The following is a 16,900-nucleotide window of genomic DNA, read 5'->3' on the forward strand; positions in this document are numbered from 1 at the left end:
CATCGCATCCGGTTCCGGCGAGGCCGGATCAAACGAGGAAGGCGGCCCGCGGGCCGCCTTCCTCGTTTCGTGTCTGCGGGTGTTGCGGCACTGGCAGCGTGCCTGCGGTCAATGCGGTGCGCTGACCTTGAGCACCTGGCCGGGCTTGATGGGCTTCCCCTGCAGGTGATTCCAGTGCTGCAGGTCGTCCACGCTCACCGAGTAGTGGCGGGCCAGCTGCCACAGGCTTTCGCCGGATTTGACGCGGTGCGTCTGCGCGTGTCCCGCGGCGCCGGGCGATGACTTCGTGGTGGCGGACAGCGGCGCCGGATCATCGCCGGTGGCGCCGATGCCTGCCGCGAACGAGGCGTCGGGCAGCCGGTCGCTGTCCGCCTGCGCCAGCGGTGCATCACGGAACTGCTGGGCGCGGCCGGCCGGCATCATCAGATAGGAGGCGACGCTGGTATCGGCGATGTCGTTGCGAAAGGCGGCATTGAGATCCTTCAGCGTGTCCAGCGGCATGCCGGCACGGTCGGCGGCACGCGCCAGCGGCATCGAATGCGGCAATTGCACCTTGACCAGGTGCTGGCTGGGCGCCAGCACGGGCAGGCTGACGTGGAAGCGATCGGGTTCGCGCACCACGCAGGCCATGGCCAGCAGCTTGGTGAGATGCTCGCGGGTGATGTCATGCACCGGCCAGCGCGGGATCACCGGCGTCTCCGGCGGCAGGCCGTGCTTCTGCACCATCGCGCGGGCCTTGTACTCGCCGGCGTTGTACGCGTAGTCGACGATGCGCCAGTCGTGGAACTGCGCGTGATAGCCGTTCAGCAGCTTCATCACGGCGTCGGCGGTGGCCTGCACGTCAAGGCGGCCGTCGTAACGGCGGTCCACGTGCAGGCCCATGGCGGCGGCCGTGGCGGGCATGATCTGCCACATGCCGGCGGGGCGGCCGCGCCGGCCCGGGATCGGGCGGAAGCCGCTCTCGATCCAGGGCAGCAGCACGAACTCGCCGGCCACGTCATGCGCGGCCGCCACCTGCTGCACGTAGGTCAGCTTGGGCAGCGCCGCGCGCGCCTCCTGCTCGAAGCGCTGCGGATTGCGCGTGTAACGCCGCGCCCAGGACAGCACGGCGGGGTCGGCGTCGCAGTCGGCCATCGCGAAACTGCCGCGCAGCCGGTCCCAGACGTTGCCGGTTTCCGGCGCCGGTTCGGCCATCGTGACGGGCGGCGTCGACTCGACCGGCGCGGATGCGGGCGGGATGGTGGGCGGTGCAGGCCCGGAACGTGGCGGCGGTGTGGTGGCGCAGGCGCTGAGCAGGGCCGAGAGAGCCAGCGGCAGCAGCCGTTTCGGGTAGCCGCGCCTGCTCATGCGCGGAACGCGTCCTTGGCTGCCCGCACCGCGGCGAAGCGGGCGACGCGATCCGCGGGGTGCCCGGCTTGTCGCCGGCACCAGTCGATCACCGCCGGCGCATCGGTGCGCAGGAAGGGGTTGGTCGCCAGCTCGCTGGCCATGGCGACCGGCAGGCTGGGGCGCTGCTGCGCACGCAGTGCGGCTACTTCCTGCAGGCGCGCCGACAGCTCGGCATTGTCCGGCTCGACCTCGCGGGCGAAGCGGCCGTTGGCGGCCGTGTATTCATGCCCGCAGCAGAGCAGGGTGTTGGCCGGCAGCGCGGCGAGGCGATCCAGCGAGGCCAGCATCTGCGCGGGCGTGCCTTCGAACAGGCGCCCGCAGCCCAGGCTGAACAAGGTGTCGCCCGCCAGCAGCACGCCCTCGCCGAAGTAGGCCACGTGGCTCAACGTGTGGCCCGGCACGGCGATCACCTCGAAGTCCGCCCGCGGCTGCGGCAACGTGATGCGTTCGCCGTCGCGCACGCGCACGGTGGCCGTCTCGATCCGTGCATCCTCGGGCGCGTACACGGGGGCACCGTGCCGCTGGTGCAGCGCCGTTGCACCGCCGATGTGGTCGGGATGATGGTGGGTCAGCAGGATCGCCCGCAGCCGCAGCCTGTGAGCGGCCAGCGCCTGTTCCACCGGTGCGTCGTCGCCGGGATCGACGACGATGGCTTGGCCCGCGTCGTCGTGCAGCAGCCAGATGTAGTTGTCGGCCAGCGCCGGTAGCGCTACGAGATGCATGGCATGCTCCGCTGCGTTGGTTCGAGAGCCGGCGCAGTGCGCTGGAGATTCCGGGCGGGCCCGACGGCAGACGCAGCCATCCCGGCATGCGCGAATCGGTCGACTATAAACAGCCTTCCCCGGTGGCTCGTTAGCATGTCGTTAATGCGCCGGACGGCGGTTCAGCGATGTGAGGCCTGTCCACAACGATCTGCGACGCGATTGGCACCATCAAACGCTACACTGCGAGCTGGATTTCGATGATGACCGGAACCCGGAACCGCCGGGGCTGAATCGAGTGCATGCCGCTTCAAAGCGATCAGGACATTCACGCCAGCGCCCCCCTGAGGCAGTTGCGCAGCGGGCAGTGGCGCCGCATGGTGCCATTGCTGCAGCGCGAGACGGGGCGCCGCGCCCTGCGCATCGGTGTGGCCGATGAGGATGCGGTGCCGCCGCTGCCCGGCATGGCGTGGACGCGGCTGTGGCTGGCACGGGGCGCCTACCTGGGCGACCTGCGCGGCCGCGCCGACGAGCCGTTGCCTTTCCTCGACGAGGCCTTCGATCTCGTCTGGCTGCAACACGCGCTGGAGCCGGCGCCGCAGGTCGATGCGCTGCTCGACGAGGCCTGCCGCGTGCTGGCGGCCGGTGGCGTGCTGGCGGTGACGGCGGTACATCCCTTGAGCGGCTGGTCGCCATGGTTCTGCTGGCGCGCGCGGGGGCAGCGGCAATCGCTGCAATGGCCGTGGCGCTTGCGCCAGCGGCTGCGCCGGAAAGGGCTGGAGATCGAAAGCCTGCGCCGGCTGGGCGCGCCCTGGCCCGGCCATGCGCCGCCGACCGTCGGCGACAGCCGCTGGGGCGGCGGCTACCTGCTGCTGGCGCGCAAGCAGCGGCGCCTGGCCATTCCCCTGAAATTGCGGCCGTTGCCGGCGCACGCGCCGGTGAACGCGCGCCTGTCGCCGGGTACGCGACGGCATTCCGTATCCTGAAGGAAACATGGTGACGACCGAGGAAGTGCAAGCATTCACCGATGGCGCCTGCCTCGGCAATCCGGGGCCCGGCGGCTGGGCGGCGCTGCTGCGTGCCAGGGGGCGCGAGCGCCTGCTGGCCGGCGGCGAGGCCGACACCACCAACAACCGCATGGAATTGATGGCGGCGATCGGCGCCTTGGAAGCGCTGACCCGGCCCTGCACCGTGGTGCTCACCACCGACTCGCGCTACGTGATGCAAGGCATCGAACAGTGGCTGCCGAAGTGGCGCGCCAACGGCTGGCGTACCGCCGACAAGAAGCCGGTGAAGAACCAGGATCTGTGGGAGCGCCTCTCCGCGGCGACCGGCAACCATCGCGTACGCTGGCAGTGGGTGAAGGGCCACAACGGCCATGCCGAGAACGAGCGCGTGGACCAGGCCGCGCGCGAGCAGGCCGAACAACGCAGGAGCAACGCATGAGGCAGGTCGTGCTGGACACGGAAACCACCGGCCTGGAAGTGCGGCAGGGCCACCGCCTGGTGGAAATCGCCTGCGTGGAAATGGTGGGGCGGCGCCTCACCGGTCGCCACTGGCAGACCTACCTCAATCCCGAGCGGCCGATGGACGAGGGCGCCAGCCAGGTCACCGGCATCCGCGACGAGCACCTCGTCGACAAGCCGCCGTTCGCCGACAAGGTCGACGAGTTCCTCGCCTTCGTCGATGGCGCCGAGCTCGTCATCCACAACGCCAGTTTCGACGTGGGCTTCCTCGACGCCGAGCTGGCGCGGCTGGGCGAATCCTATGGCCGCATCGGCGACCGCTGCAGCGTGCTCGACACGCTGGCGATGGCGCGCGAACGTTATCCCGGCCAGCGCAACAGCCTCGATGCCTTGTGCAAGCGGCTCGGCGTGGACAACTCGCGGCGCGACCTGCACGGCGGCCTGATCGACGCCCAGCTGCTGGCCGACGTCTATCTCGCGATGACGTCGGGCCAGGTGGCGCTGGACCTGGCCTTCGAGCAGCCGCAGGAATCGTCGCTGGCGACAGCGGCCGCGCCCCTGGTGCTGCGTGGGCGGCCACGCGTGCTGCGCGCGTCCGCCGAGGAAGCCGCCTTGCACGAGCAGCGCCTCGATGCGCTGGACAAGAGCGCCGGCGGCGTCAGCGTCTGGCGCAGGCTGGAGACCGCCGAGGCGCCGGTGGAGGCGGGCTCAGCTTGAGCGCAGCAGGATCGCGGTGATGTTGTCCTTGCCGCCGCGATCCAGCGCATCCAGCAGCAACTGGTCGACGCATTCCTGCGCGGCCAGGTCGGTGCGTGCCACCGTGCGCGCGATCGACGCCGCATCGAGATCCTCGGTCAGGCCGTCGCTGCACAACAGGAAGCCCATGCCCGGCGCGATGCGGCCATGCGCCATGCCGACGTGCAGCTGGGCGGGGGCGGTCACGCCCAGCGCCTGGGTCAGCACGTTGCGCTGCGGGTGCCGCGCGGTGTGCGCCGGGTCCAGCTGGCCCGCCTCGACCAGCGCCTGCACCAGCGAGTGGTCGTGGCTGATCTGGCGCAGCTCGCGCCCGGTGGTGTAGATGCGGCTGTCGCCCACCCAGGCCGCCTCGTAGCCGTCCTCGCTCAGCCGCAACGCCGCGATCGTGCTGCCCATCGGCATCACGTCGGCGCCTTCATGCATCTGTGCGAGCAGATGCTCGTCGGCGGTGCGGATGGCCTCGGCCAGACTGTGCCCACGGCCCACCAGCTCGACCACGCTGTCGCGCACCACGGCGGAGGCCACCTCGCCGTGCAAGTGGCCGCCCATGCCGTCGGCGACCAGGAACAGGCCAAGTGCCGCATCGGCGTAGTAGGTGTCTTCGTTGCGCGTGCGGCGCAGGCCGACGTGGGTGCCGTGTCCGAATTCGATCATGGGAGGCGGGGTGCAGTGGAAGCGGAAAGCATGACGGATGTCGGGAGGCGGTGCAAAGAATCGCCCGGCAGGTGCCGGGCGCGCGACAGGAACGCCGGCCACGCACGACGTGAATGCACGAATGCAGCCATCTTCACACGGCGCTTTCGCGCCTCCCGTTATCTAAGGGGGACAGGGTTGAATCCATGGCCGCCACGCGTGGGCGAAGCGCATCCGTGCGATGCGGCGTCGCCACGCGCTCCTGCCGAAGAACACCTGCCTTTGAAGAACGGCCTGCCGTCCATTCTCAGTCTGCATCGTCTGCGTGCCCGGATGCGCCGTCGCCGTCGCCGGCCGGCCGAGCCGGAATCGGCGTTGCGCGCGGAACTGTTCAGTGCCGACCAGATGGACCAGTACGGTGCCGAGCTGGCCGGCCGCCACAAGACCAGCGCACGCGCGCACACCGACGCGCTGCTGGCGCGCCTGTCCGGCAACCACACGCTGCTGGCCGAGGCCTGCGACCTGCTCACACGAACCATGCGCGACGGTCGGCGCATCACCCCTGCGGCGGAATGGCTGCTGGACAACTACTACCTGATCGAGGAACAGATCCGCACGGCGCAGCGCCACCTGCCCAAGGGCTACAGCCGCGAGCTGCCGGTACTGCTGAACGGACCGTGCGCGGGCCTGCCGCGAGTGTACGAGATCGCCCAGGAAACCATCGCGCACGGCGACGGCCACGTGGACGGCGAAAGCCTGCGCCGCTTCGTCGCCTCGTACCAGACGGTGGCGCCGCTCACCCTGGGCGAACTGTGGGCCATCCCGATCATGCTGCGACTGGCGCTGATCGAGAACCTGCGCCGCGTGGCCGCGCGCGTGATGACCGACTGGGGCGACCGCCGCCTCGCGGCGCACTGGGCCAACCGGATGAGCGAGGTGGCCGAGCGCGATCCCAAGAGCGTGGTGCTGGCGGTGGCGGACATGGCGCGGTCGAATCCGCCGATGGTCAGCTCGTTCGTGGCCGAGCTGGCGCGCCGGCTGCAGGGCCAGAGTCCCGCGCTGGTGCTGCCGCTGACCTGGGTGGAACAGCGGCTGACCGAGTCGGGGCAAAGCATCGAACACATGGTGCGGATGGAAGCGCAGCAGCAGGCGGCCGACCAGGTTTCCATCGGCAACAGCATCGGCAGCCTGCGCACGCTCTCGGCGATGGACTGGCGCGGCTTCGTGGAGAGCACCAGCCTGGTGGAGCGCACACTGCGCGAAGAGCCCGCCGGCGTCTACGCGCACATGGATTTCGCCACGCGCGACCAATACCGCCATGTGGTGGAACGGCTGGCGCGGCATTGCGCGTTTTCCGAACTGGCCGTGGCCGAGGCCGCGGTGGCGCTGGCGCGCGAAGGCGGCAGCGGCGAACGGGCCGAGGCGCGTGGCCATGTCGGCTTCTATCTGGTGGACAGCGGGCTGGACGCGCTGGAAGCGCGCGTCGCGGCGCGCGCAACGCCGGCGCGGCTGTGGCGACGGCTGCTGCTGCGCGGGCGCCGGCCGCTGGAGCTGTACCTGGGATTGATCGCACTGCTCACCGCGCTGCTGGCCTGGCCGCTGGTGCAGGGCCTGCCGCTGGATGCCGACCGTCGCTGGCCCTGGCTGTTGCTGGCGGTGCCGGTGGTGCTGGTGAGCAGCCAGCTGGCGATCAGCCTGGTGAACTGGCTGGCCACCGTGGTCACCCGGCCGCGTGTCCTGCCGCGGATGGACTACGACGACGGCCTGCCTTCCGACATGCGCACCCTGGTGGCGGTGCCCGCCATGCTTACCGGCGCGGACGACGTCGACGAACTGGCCGAAGACCTGCTGGTGCGCTACCTGGCCAACCGCGACAGCCACCTGCACTTTGCCCTGCTCACCGATTTCGCCGACGCCGCTGCCGAGAGCCAGCCGCAGGACGAAGTGCTACTGAAGGCGATGCGCGAGCGCATCGAGGCATTGAACGAAGCCTATGCCGACGCCGAGACGGATCGCTTCTTCCTGTTTCACCGTCCGCGCCTGTGGAACCCCTCCGAGCGCAGCTGGGGAGGACGCGAACGCAAGCGCGGCAAGCTGGCCGACCTCAATGCCTGGCTGCGCGGCGGCGCACGCGACGCCTTCGCGCTGGTGGTGGGCCGCACCGAAGTGCTGGCGGACGTGCGCTACGTGATCACGCTGGACGCCGACACGCAGTTGCCGCGCGACGCGGCACGCCGTTTCGTGGGCGCCATGGCGCACCCGCTCAACCGGCCGGTGTTCGACCCCGTGCACGGCCGCGTCGCCGCCGGCCACGCCATCCTGCAGCCGCGCGTGGGCATCAGCCTGTCCAGCGCGGTGCGCTCGGCGTACGCGCGGCTGTTCGGCAGCGACGCCGGCATCGATCCGTACACGCGCGCGGTGTCCGACGTGTACCAGGACCTGTTCGACGAGGGCTCCTTCATCGGCAAGGGCATCTACGACCTGGACGCCTTCGAGCGGGCCGTCGACGGCCGCTTTCCCGACAACCACATCCTCAGCCACGACCTGGTGGAGGGCTGTTATGCGCGCAGCGGGCTGATCAGCGACGTGCAGCTCTACGAGGAATACCCCGCGCGCTACCTCGACGACGCCAAGCGCCGGCATCGCTGGATCCGCGGCGACTGGCAGCTGTTGCCGTGGTTGTTGCCATGGGCGCCGGCAAGCCGCGGCGGCTGGCGGCGCAATCCGCTCACTGCGCTGTCGCGCTGGAAGATCCTGGACAACCTGCGGCGCAGCCTGGTGTCGCCCTCGCTGCTGGTGCTGCTGCTGTTCGGCTGGCTGTCGCGCGCGGCGCAGCCCTCGTGGACCTTCGCCGTGCTGATGGTGGTGCTGGTGCCGCTGCTGCTGGCCTCGCTGCTGGAGCTGTTCCAGAAGCCGCGCGATGCGGTGCTCGACCAGCACCTGCGCGCCGCCATGCGCGTGGTGGGGCAGCATGCGGCGCGCGCCGCGCTGGGCCTGGTATGGCTGCCGCACGAGGCGCTGTACAGCCTCGATGCGGTGCTGCGCACGCTGTGGCGGCTCTTCGTCAGCCGCCGGAATCTGCTGCAGTGGAATCCCTCGCGCCAGGCCGCACGCGCCGGGCGCGACGAACCCGCCGCGCTGTGGCGCGCGATGTGGGTCGCGCCGCTGCTGGGCGTGCTTGCCGGCATGGCACTGGCGTGGACGCGGCCGGCCGCGCTGGGCGTGGCGGGGCCGTTCCTGTTGCTGTGGCTGCTGGCGCCTGCAGTAGCGTGGCGGATCAGCCGACCGCCAACGTCGTCGCGCTTCGACGCCACGCCCGCCGATGTGCGTTTCCTGCGCCGGCTGGCGCGCAGGACCTGGGCGTTCTTCGAGAGCCACGTGGGTCCGCAGGAGAACTGGCTGCCGCCGGACAACCGGCAGGAGCAGCCGGAGCTGATGATCGCGCACCGCACCTCGCCCACCAACATGGGCATGGCGCTGCTGGCGAACCTGTCGGCGTGGGACCTGGGCTACCTCAGCACCGAACGGCTGCTGCAACGCACCGACGGCACCCTGCGCACCATGCAGGACCTGCCGCGCCATCGCAGCCACTTCTACAACTGGTACGACACGCTGTCGCTGCAGCCGCTGCCGCCGCACTACGTGTCCACCGTGGACAGCGGCAACCTCGCCGGCCACCTGCTCACCCTGCGGACCGGCCTGCTGGAACTGATCGATGCGCCGCTGTTCGAACGCCGCCAGCTCGAAGGCGTGGCCGATGTCCTGGAGCTGCTCGAACACGCGCTCGCCGGGGCGGGCCTCCACGCCGACATGCTGGCTGGCCTGCGCCGCGAACTGGACGCCGCGCTGGCCGAACCGCCCGCCACCGTGGAGGCGGCCATCGCCTGCATGGAGCGCCTGGCCGACCTCGCCGGCGCCATCGCGCCGGACGCGGACCCGGACAGCGATGCCGCCTACTGGCTGCATGCGCTGCGCGTGCAATGCCTCGACGCCCGCGACTACCTTCGCCCCTTCGCCGGCTGGCCGGCCGGGAAGAGCGCCCCGGCGATGCCCTCGCTGCGCCAGCTGGCGCATGTCGACGAGGCGCAGGCACCGATCCCGCTGCTGGAGGCGCGCCGCCGCGCCGCCGGCCTGCTCACGGTGATCGAGCGTCTTGCCGGCCAGTCCGGCAAGCTGGCGGCGATGGATTACGGCTTCCTGCACGACGCGCGGCGCGACCTGCTGTCGATCGGCTACAACGTGGACGAGCGCCGGCTGGACGCGGGCTTCTACGACCTGCTCGCCTCCGAGGCGCGACTCACCAGCTTCGTGGCCATCGCGCAGGGCCAGCTGCCGCAGGAAAGCTGGTTCGCGCTCGGGCGGCTGCTCACCACCACCAGTGGCGAGCCGGTGCTGCTGTCCTGGACCGGCTCGATGTTCGAGTACCTGATGCCGACGCTGGTGATGCCCAGCTACGAAAGCACGCTGCTCGACCAGACCTGCCGTGCCGCGGTGGCACGGCAGATCGAGTACGGCCGCCAGCTCGGCCTGCCGTGGGGCGTGTCCGAGTCCGGCTACAACACGATGGACGCCCATTTCAATTACCAGTACCGCGCCTTCGGCGTGCCCGGGCTGGGCCTGAAGCGCGGCCTGGGCGACGAGCTGGTGGTGGCGCCCTATGCCACCGCGCTGGCGTTGATGGTGGCGCCGGAAGCCGCCTGCGCCAATCTGCAGCGGCTGGCGGAAGATGGCCTGGAAGGCCGCTATGGCCTGCACGAGGCGGTGGACTACACACCGGCGCGGCTGCAGCACGGGCAGCACGCCGCGGTGATCCGTTCCTACATGGCGCACCACCAGGGCATGAGCCTGCTGGCGCTGGACCACCTGCTGTGCGGCCAGCCGATGCAGCGTCGCTTCGCCGCCGATCCGGCGCTGCAGGCCACCCTGCTGCTGCTGCAGGAGCGCGTGCCGCGCAGCGCCGCCGAATACCGCCACACCTCGCCGGCGCCGGCGCCCGAGGCGCTGACGCGCGGGGCGGAGACGCGGCTGCGCGTGTTCGCCGACCCGGATCGCCCGCGGCCCGCCGTGCAGCTGCTTTCCAACGGCCGCTACCACGTCATGGTGAGCAGCGCCGGCGGCGGCTACAGCCGCTGCCGCGAGCTGGCCGTGACGCGCTGGCACGAGGACATCAGCCGCGACGACTGGGGACAGTTCTGCTACCTGCGCGACGTGGAGAGCGGGGTGTTCTGGTCCGCCGCGCACCAGCCGGTGCGGCGCCGCGTCGACTCCCACGAGGCGATCTTCTCCGATGCCCGCGCCGAGTTCCGCGTGCGCGAGCGCGACTTCGACGCGCACACCGAGATCGTGGTCTCGCCCGAGGACGACATCGAGCTGCGCCGCATGCGCATCACCAACCGCGCCCGCACGCGGCGCACCATCGAGATCACCAGCTACGCCGAGGTGGTGCTGGCTCCGCCGCTGGCCGACGCGATGCACCCGGCCTTCAGCAAGCTGTTCGTGCAGACCGAGCTGGTGCGCGCGCTGCAGGCCATCGTGTGCACGCGCCGGCCGCGCGCGGCCGACGAGCAGGTGCCGTGGATGTGCCACCTGCTCGCGGTGCATGGTGCCGACATCGACGAGATCTCCTACGAGACCGACCGTGCGCGCTTCATCGGCCGCGGCTGCAGCCTGGCCGCACCGCAGGCGCTGGCGCCGGGCGAGGCGCACCGCAAGCTCGGCGACAGCGAGGGGCCGGTGCTGGACCCCGTGGTGGCGATCCGCTGCCGCATCACGCTGGAACCCGAGCAGTCGGCGCGGGTGGACCTGGTCACCGGCATGGGCGACAGCCGCGATGCCTGCCTGCGCCTGATCGAGAAATACCGCGACCGCCACCTGGCCGACCGCGTGTTCGACCTGGCCTGGACGCACAGCCAGGTGCTGCTGCGCCAGCTCAACGCCAGCCTGGCCGATGCCCAGCTGTACGAGCACATGGCCACCTCCATCGTCTACGCCAACGCCTCGCTGCGTGCCGATCCCGGCATTCTGCGCGCCAACCGCCTCGGGCAGTCCGGCTTGTGGGGGCAGGCGGTATCCGGCGACCTGCCGATCGTGCTGCTGCACATCGCCGATCCCGCGCACATCGAGCTGGTGCGGCAACTGGTGCAGGCCCACGCCTACTGGCGGCTGAAGGGCCTCGCGGTGGACCTGGTGATCTGGAACGAGGACCACGCCGGCTACCACCAGCAGTTGCGCGACCAGATCATGGGCCTGATCGCCTCGGGCGTGGAGGCGAACCTGATCGACCGCCCCGGCGGCATCTTCGTGCGTTCCGCGCAGCAGCTGTCCAGCGAGGAGCGCCTGCTGATCCAGGCCGCCGCGCGGCTGGTGCTGAGCGGCCAGCGCGGCAGCCTGGCCGAGCAGATCGAGCGCCGCCGCGTGCAGTCGCAACCCGCGCCGTTCCGCGCCACCGAGACGCGACCCGCGACCAGCTTGCCCGCGCCGGCGGAAACGCCGGCGAGCGACGAGCTGGCGCTGCGCAATGCCTGCGGCGGCTTCGCGCCGGACGGCAGCGAATACGTGGTGGTGCTGGCGCCGGGCCACGCCACGCCGGCGCCCTGGGCGAACGTGCTGGCCAACGCGCAGTTCGGCACCGTCGTCTCCGAAAGCGGCAGCGCCTACACCTGGAGCGAGAACGCGCACGAGTTCCGGCTCACTCCGTGGGGCAACGACCCGGTCACCGACGCCGGCGGCGAGGCGATCTATCTCCGCGACGAGCAGACCGGCGAATTCTGGTCGCCCACGCCGCTGCCGTGCCGCGGCCGGGGCGCCTACCGCACCCGCCACGGTTTCGGCTACAGCGTGTTCGAGCACGAGCAGGACGGCATCCGCAGCGAGCTGTGGGTGTACGTGGCGCTGGACGCGCCGGTGAAGTTCTCGGTATTGCGCGTGCGCAACGCCAGCGGACGCACGCGCCGGCTCAGCGCCACCGGCTACGTGGAATGGGTGCTGGGCGACCTGCGCGACAAGACCGCGATGCACGTGGTCACCAGCTCCGACCCCGCCACCGGCGCGTTGATGGCACGCAACGCCTGGAACATGGAATTCGCCGGCCGCGTCGCCTTCCTCGACGTGGACCAGCCCGGGCGCAGCATCAGCGGCGACCGGGTGGAATTCCTCGGCCGCAACGGCAGCCAGCGCCAGCCCGCGGCGATGGCGAACGCGAAGCTGTCCGGCCAGGTCGGCGCGGGCATGGACCCCTGCGGCGCGGCGCAAGTGGCGTTCGAGCTGGACGACGGCGACGAGTACGAGGTGATCTTCCGCCTCGGCGCCGCCGCCGACGCCAAGGCGGCCAGCGAACTGGTGCAGCGCTTCCGCCGCCGCGGCACCGCCGCGGCCGCGCTGGACGCGGTACGCATGCATTGGCGCTGGACGCTGGGCAAGGTGCAGGTGCGCACGCCGGACCCGGCGGTGGACGTGCTGGCCAACGGCTGGCTGATGTACCAGACCATCGCCTGCCGCTTCCTGGCGCGCAGCGGCTACTACCAGTCCGGCGGCGCGATCGGTTTCCGCGACCAGCTGCAGGACGCGATGGCGATGGTCCATGCCTCGCCCTATGCCGTGCGCCAGCACCTGCTGCTGTGCGCCGCGCACCAGTTCACCGAAGGCGACGTGCAGCACTGGTGGCACCCGCCGCTGGACCGTGGCGTGCGCACGCGCTGCTCGGACGACTTCCTGTGGCTGCCGCTGGTCGCCAGCCGCTACGTGGAGGTCACCGCCGACACCGGCGTGCTGGACGAGCAGGTCGGCTACATCGAGGGGCGGCCATTGGGGCCGGGCGAGGAGTCCTACTACGACCTGCCCACGCATGCGGAATTGCGGGAGCCGCTGTACGAGCACTGCAAGCGCGCGATCAGGCATGCCGGCGAGCGTGGTCCGCACGGCCTGCCGCTGATGGGCAGCGGCGACTGGAACGACGGCATGAACAAGGTGGGCGAGGGCGGCCGCGGCGAAAGCGTGTGGCTGGGCTTCTTCCTGTATCACGTGCTGCAGCGTTTCGCGCCGCTGGCGCGCCGGCGCGGCGACGGGGCCTTCGCGCAGCAGTGCGACGACGAGGCCGCCGCGCTGCGCGCGAACCTCGACCGGCACGCTTGGGACGGCGCCTGGTATCGCCGCGCCTGGTTCGACGACGGCACCCCGCTGGGCTCGGCCGCCAACGACGAGTGCCGCATCGACTCCATTGTGCAGAGCTGGTCGGTGCTGTCCGGCGCGGGCGACCCCGGGCGCCAGCGCCAGGCGATGGACGCGCTGGACACGCACCTGGTGCGCCGCGACTCCGGCCTGGTGCAGCTGCTCGATCCGCCGTTCGACACGTCCGCGCTCGACCCGGGCTACATCAAGGGCTACGTGCCGGGCGTGCGCGAGAACGGCGGCCAGTACACGCACGCGGCGGTGTGGGCGGCGATGGCCTTCGCCGAGCTGGGCGACGGGGCGCGTGCGTGGGAGTTGCTCAACCTGGTCAACCCGGTCAACCACGGCCTGGGCGAGGCCATCGCCACCTACAAGGTGGAACCCTACGTGGTGGCCGCGGACGTCTACGGCGCGCCGCCGCACCTGGGGCGGGGAGGGTGGAGCTGGTACACCGGCTCGGCGGGCTGGCTGTACCGGCTGGTCGTGGAATCGCTGCTGGGCCTGCGCGTGGAAGGCGAGCGCCTGCGCCTGGCGCCCTTGCTGCCGCCGGGCTGGGACGCGTTCGCGCTGGACTACCGCTACCGCGAGACCGACTACCACATCGCGGTGCATCGCGTGCGGGACGGCGAAGCGGAACGCTGCGTGCTGGATGGCCGCGTGCAGGACGGGGACGCCATCGCGCTGGTGGACGACGGCCGCGACCACCACGCCGAGGTGTTCCGCCGGTAAACGCGATATCGGCGCGCGTACCGCTTGCGGGGCCGGCCGTTGCGCCTGCGCGTCCATGAAGGCGCGCCTCGCGGCTATCCCGCGCAAGGCGTCGAAGGGATGGCCGCGAGGGGACCCGACCGGTTCACGGAGTCCGCTCAGGCCCGGTCCAGCCACCGCGCCAGCCGTGCCCGCACCCGCGCGGTGAGGCGCGAGACGCGGTAGGCGTCGGCGGCGGCGCGGATCGCCTCGGCCTGGGTGGGGTAGGCGTGGATCACGCGCTCCAGCCCGCGCAGGCCCAGCCCGGACTCCATCGCCAGGGTGATGCCGTTGATCATCTCGCCGGCGTGGCGGGCCACCACGGTGGCACCGAGGATGCGGTCGCTGCGGTCCTGCACGTGGATCTTGGCGAAGCCTTCCTGCTCGCCGTCCGTCACCGCGCGATCGATCTCGTGCATGGGCACGGTGTAGGTCTTCACCGGAATGCCGCGGCGGTTGGCCTCGCGCACGTACAGCCCGACGTGGGCGATCTCCGGGTCGGTGAAGGTGCACCACGGGATCGCCAGCCGGCTGAGGCGCTCGTGCCCGCGGAACAGCGCGTTGCGCACCGCGATGCGGGCGGCGGCCACCGCGGCGTGCGTGTACTTGTGTTCCATGCACACGTCGCCGGCGGCGTAGATGCGCGGGTTGCCGGTGCGCAGGAAGTCGTCCACCAGCACGCCCGCGGCCGGGCTGCAGTCCACTTCCGCGCGTTCCAGGTCCAGGCCTTCCACGTTGGCGGCGTGGCCGATGCCGGTGAGGATGGCGTCCGCCTCGACGCTGCTGCGGTAGTTGTCGCTGACCATCTCGACCAGCCGCGTGCCGTCCCGGCCTTGCACGGCGGTGATCCGGGTGTTCAGGCGGATGGCGATGCCGTCGCGGGCCAGCGCGTCGGAGAGCAGCTGCGCGGCGTCGCGCTCCTCGCGCGGCAGGAACAGCGGGCGGTCCTGCACCAGGGTGACCTTCGCGCCCAGCCGGCAGAACGCCTGCGCCAGCTCGCAGCCCAGCGGGCCGCCGCCGATCACCAGCAGGCGCGGCGGCAGCGCGGTGAGGTCGAACACGTTCTCGTGGGTGAGGTAGCCCGTCTCGGCCAGGCCGGGAATCGCGGGGATGTTCGGGCGCGCGCCGGTGGCAATCAGCGCCTTGGCGAAGCGCAGCATCGTGTCGCCGACCCGCACGCAGTCGGTGCCGGCGAAGCGCGCCTCGCCGAAGAACAGGTCCACGCCCGCGGCCGCCAGCCGCTGCGCGCTGGCGTCGTCGGCGAGGCGGGCACGCAGGCGCCGCACGCGCTCCATCGCGCGCGCGAAGTCGGGCGGTGCCGTCTCGCCGGGCGCGCTGGCGCCGTAGCGCGCGGCGTCGCGCAGGTCCGCGTACAGGCGCGCGGTGCGGATCAGCGCCTTGGACGGCACGCAGCCGGTGTTGAGGCTGGTGCCGCCGATCTGCGCGCGCTCCAGCAGCGCCACCCGTGCACCCGCCGCGGCGGCGGCCTGCGCCGCGGCCAGGCCGGCGGGGCCGGCGCCGATCACCACCAGGTGGTAGCGCGCGGCGGGTTCGGGGTTGCGCCAGCCTGCCGGGTGGAGGTGCCCGATGCGACGGCGCTCGACCTCGTCCAGCGGCGGGGAATGAGGGGCATCGGGCGTCGTCATCGACCCGTCTCCGGCGCGGCATCCTCCAGCCAGCCGCCGCGGAAGCCTGCCCGGCGCAGTCCGCGCACCAGCCAGGGGCTGCGACGCATCAGGCGCCAGGGCAGGCCGCTGCGATGGTTCTCTATCATCATCGCCACGATGCCCTGGTCCAGTCCGTAGTGTCCGTCCGACACCCATGGCCGGCCACCGGCGTCCGGCAGCGAGGGATTGAAGCTGGCAGCGAGGCGATCATCGCGCAGCGTCTCGGGATACTGCGCCAGCATGTGGCGCAGCGCCTGCAATGCCAGCTCCGGCGCGAACGGCAGCGAGGCCAGCGCGGCCGGTGCCGACACGGTGCCGTCGTCCGGGCCGTAGGGCACGCCGCGCGCCGAGTAGCCGAACAGGCGGCGCGGTTCGCCGGAGGCATCCGGCCGCTCGCCACCGGGGCCGTCGCAGGCCGACAGCCCCCAGCACGATTCGCCGTAGCCGGCGAAGCCGTTCGGGTTGCGCCTGGCGTATTCGCGCTGCACCAGGGCCGCGCGGCGGCTGTTCTCGAAATAGTCGCAGCGCTTCCCGCGCATGAAGCGGTCGCGGATGCCGCGGAAGTCGATCCACGCATGCGAATAGTGGTGCACGAACAGCGGCCCGGCGTAGAGGAAGTCGTGGCCGTACAGGTTTTCCCACTGGTAGGTGAGCGTCCACGCGCCATAGCATTCGTCGGTGGCGGCATGGCTTGGCGAGCCCGCGGCCAGCGCGTACAGCACGATCGCCTCGTTGTAGCCGTCCCAGCCGTAGTGCAGGAAACCGCATTCGGGCTTCCAGCCCTGCCGTATCGTGGGCTTGCCGTCCTGCGCCCAGCGCCAGTCCACGCGCAGGTACAGCGTATCGGCCAGCTCGCGCAGCTCGCGCTCGTCGGCGGCGTCCGTGTCGAAGTATTCGCGCGCGGCCAGCATGCCGGCGACGAGCAGGGCGGTGTCGATCATCGACAGTTCGCACGACCACACGCGGCCACCGCGGCGCATGTCGAGGAAGTGGTAGTAGAAGCCCTTGTAGCCGGTGGCGTCCGGGCGCCCGCTCTGGTCGCTGCCGTGGAAGAAACGCAGCGCCGCCAGGCTGCGCCGCAACGCCTCGGCGCGCGACATCCAGCCGCGCTCCACCGCGATCGGGTAGCACGACAGCGCGAAGCCCGTCACCGCGATGCTGGAAGGCGAACCCTCGCGCGAGGTATCCGCCACCAGGCCGTTGCGCGGGTTGCCCATCTGCGCGAAGTAGTCGCAGGCGGCGCGCTGCAGGCGGTCGAGCAGGGCCTCATCGCCCAGCGTGTGCGGGAACGACTGGCGGTCGGCGGGGCAGGAGGGCGTGGCGGAATATTCCTCGGGCATGCAGGGCAGGCAGATGTGAGCCGTCTCCGCAGAGT

The 16,900-nt window shown here is 71.4% G+C and carries 9 protein-coding genes; 4 read left to right on the forward strand and 5 right to left on the reverse strand.

Annotation, left to right across the window (positions count from 1 at the left end):
- Positions 1-108: 108 nt before the first annotated feature.
- Both ABQJ56_RS02975 and gloB read right to left on the reverse strand, forming a co-directional pair.
- Positions 109-1,347 (reverse strand): LysM peptidoglycan-binding domain-containing protein, encoded by a 1,239-nt coding sequence (locus tag ABQJ56_RS02975; RefSeq protein ID WP_367843499.1) that lies wholly within the window; start codon positions 1,345-1,347, stop codon positions 109-111.
- The gene (gene gloB / locus ABQJ56_RS02980; protein ID WP_367843500.1) at positions 1,344-2,111 is read right to left on the reverse strand and encodes a hydroxyacylglutathione hydrolase; all 768 of its coding nucleotides are present in this window, start codon (positions 2,109-2,111) and stop codon (positions 1,344-1,346) included. Before gloB ends, ABQJ56_RS02975 begins: the two co-directional genes overlap by 4 nt.
- Before the next feature lie 356 nt (positions 2,112-2,467).
- Here gloB and ABQJ56_RS02985 point away from each other — a divergent pair, with 356 nt between their 5' ends.
- The 3 genes from ABQJ56_RS02985 to dnaQ are packed head-to-tail and all read left to right on the forward strand — an operon-like array spanning position 2,468 to position 4,273.
- A complete protein-coding gene (locus tag ABQJ56_RS02985; RefSeq protein ID WP_367843501.1) occupies positions 2,468-3,076 on the forward strand; it encodes a methyltransferase domain-containing protein in 609 nt (202 codons plus the stop codon).
- A 7-nt stretch (positions 3,077-3,083) separates the two neighbouring features.
- Positions 3,084-3,536, forward strand: coding sequence for a ribonuclease HI (gene rnhA / locus ABQJ56_RS02990; protein ID WP_367843502.1), 453 nt, complete (start codon positions 3,084-3,086; stop codon positions 3,534-3,536).
- The gene (gene dnaQ, locus ABQJ56_RS02995; protein WP_367843503.1) at positions 3,533-4,273 is read left to right on the forward strand and encodes a DNA polymerase III subunit epsilon; all 741 of its coding nucleotides are present in this window, start codon (positions 3,533-3,535) and stop codon (positions 4,271-4,273) included. The genes rnhA and dnaQ overlap by 4 nt, the downstream gene beginning before the upstream one ends.
- On the opposite strand, the gene ABQJ56_RS03000 is transcribed toward dnaQ, so the two are convergent.
- Complete coding sequence (locus tag ABQJ56_RS03000) at positions 4,265-4,966, reverse strand: PP2C family protein-serine/threonine phosphatase (RefSeq protein ID WP_367843504.1); 702 nt, start codon at positions 4,964-4,966, stop codon at positions 4,265-4,267. The genes dnaQ and ABQJ56_RS03000 overlap by 9 nt on opposite strands.
- 312 nt (positions 4,967-5,278) lie before the next feature.
- Here ABQJ56_RS03000 and ABQJ56_RS03005 point away from each other — a divergent pair, with 312 nt between their 5' ends.
- The gene (locus ABQJ56_RS03005) at positions 5,279-13,840 is read left to right on the forward strand and encodes a GH36-type glycosyl hydrolase domain-containing protein (RefSeq protein ID WP_437343384.1); all 8,562 of its coding nucleotides are present in this window, start codon (positions 5,279-5,281) and stop codon (positions 13,838-13,840) included.
- A gap of 137 nt (positions 13,841-13,977) precedes the next feature.
- Here ABQJ56_RS03005 and ABQJ56_RS03010 read toward each other — a convergent pair whose 3' ends face one another.
- Positions 13,978-15,504 (reverse strand): mercuric reductase, encoded by a 1,527-nt coding sequence (locus ABQJ56_RS03010; protein ID WP_367843506.1) that lies wholly within the window; start codon positions 15,502-15,504, stop codon positions 13,978-13,980.
- Positions 15,501-16,865: a glucoamylase family protein gene (locus ABQJ56_RS03015; protein WP_367843507.1), complete on the reverse strand. Its 1,365-nt coding sequence runs from the start codon at positions 16,863-16,865 to the stop codon at positions 15,501-15,503. The genes ABQJ56_RS03010 and ABQJ56_RS03015 overlap by 4 nt, the downstream gene beginning before the upstream one ends.
- Between the last annotated feature and the right edge of the window lie 35 nt (positions 16,866-16,900).

Origin of the sequence: Rhodanobacter geophilus (assembly GCF_040812275.1) — a bacterium.
GTDB classification, from domain to species: domain Bacteria; phylum Pseudomonadota; class Gammaproteobacteria; order Xanthomonadales; family Rhodanobacteraceae; genus Rhodanobacter_A; species Rhodanobacter_A geophilus.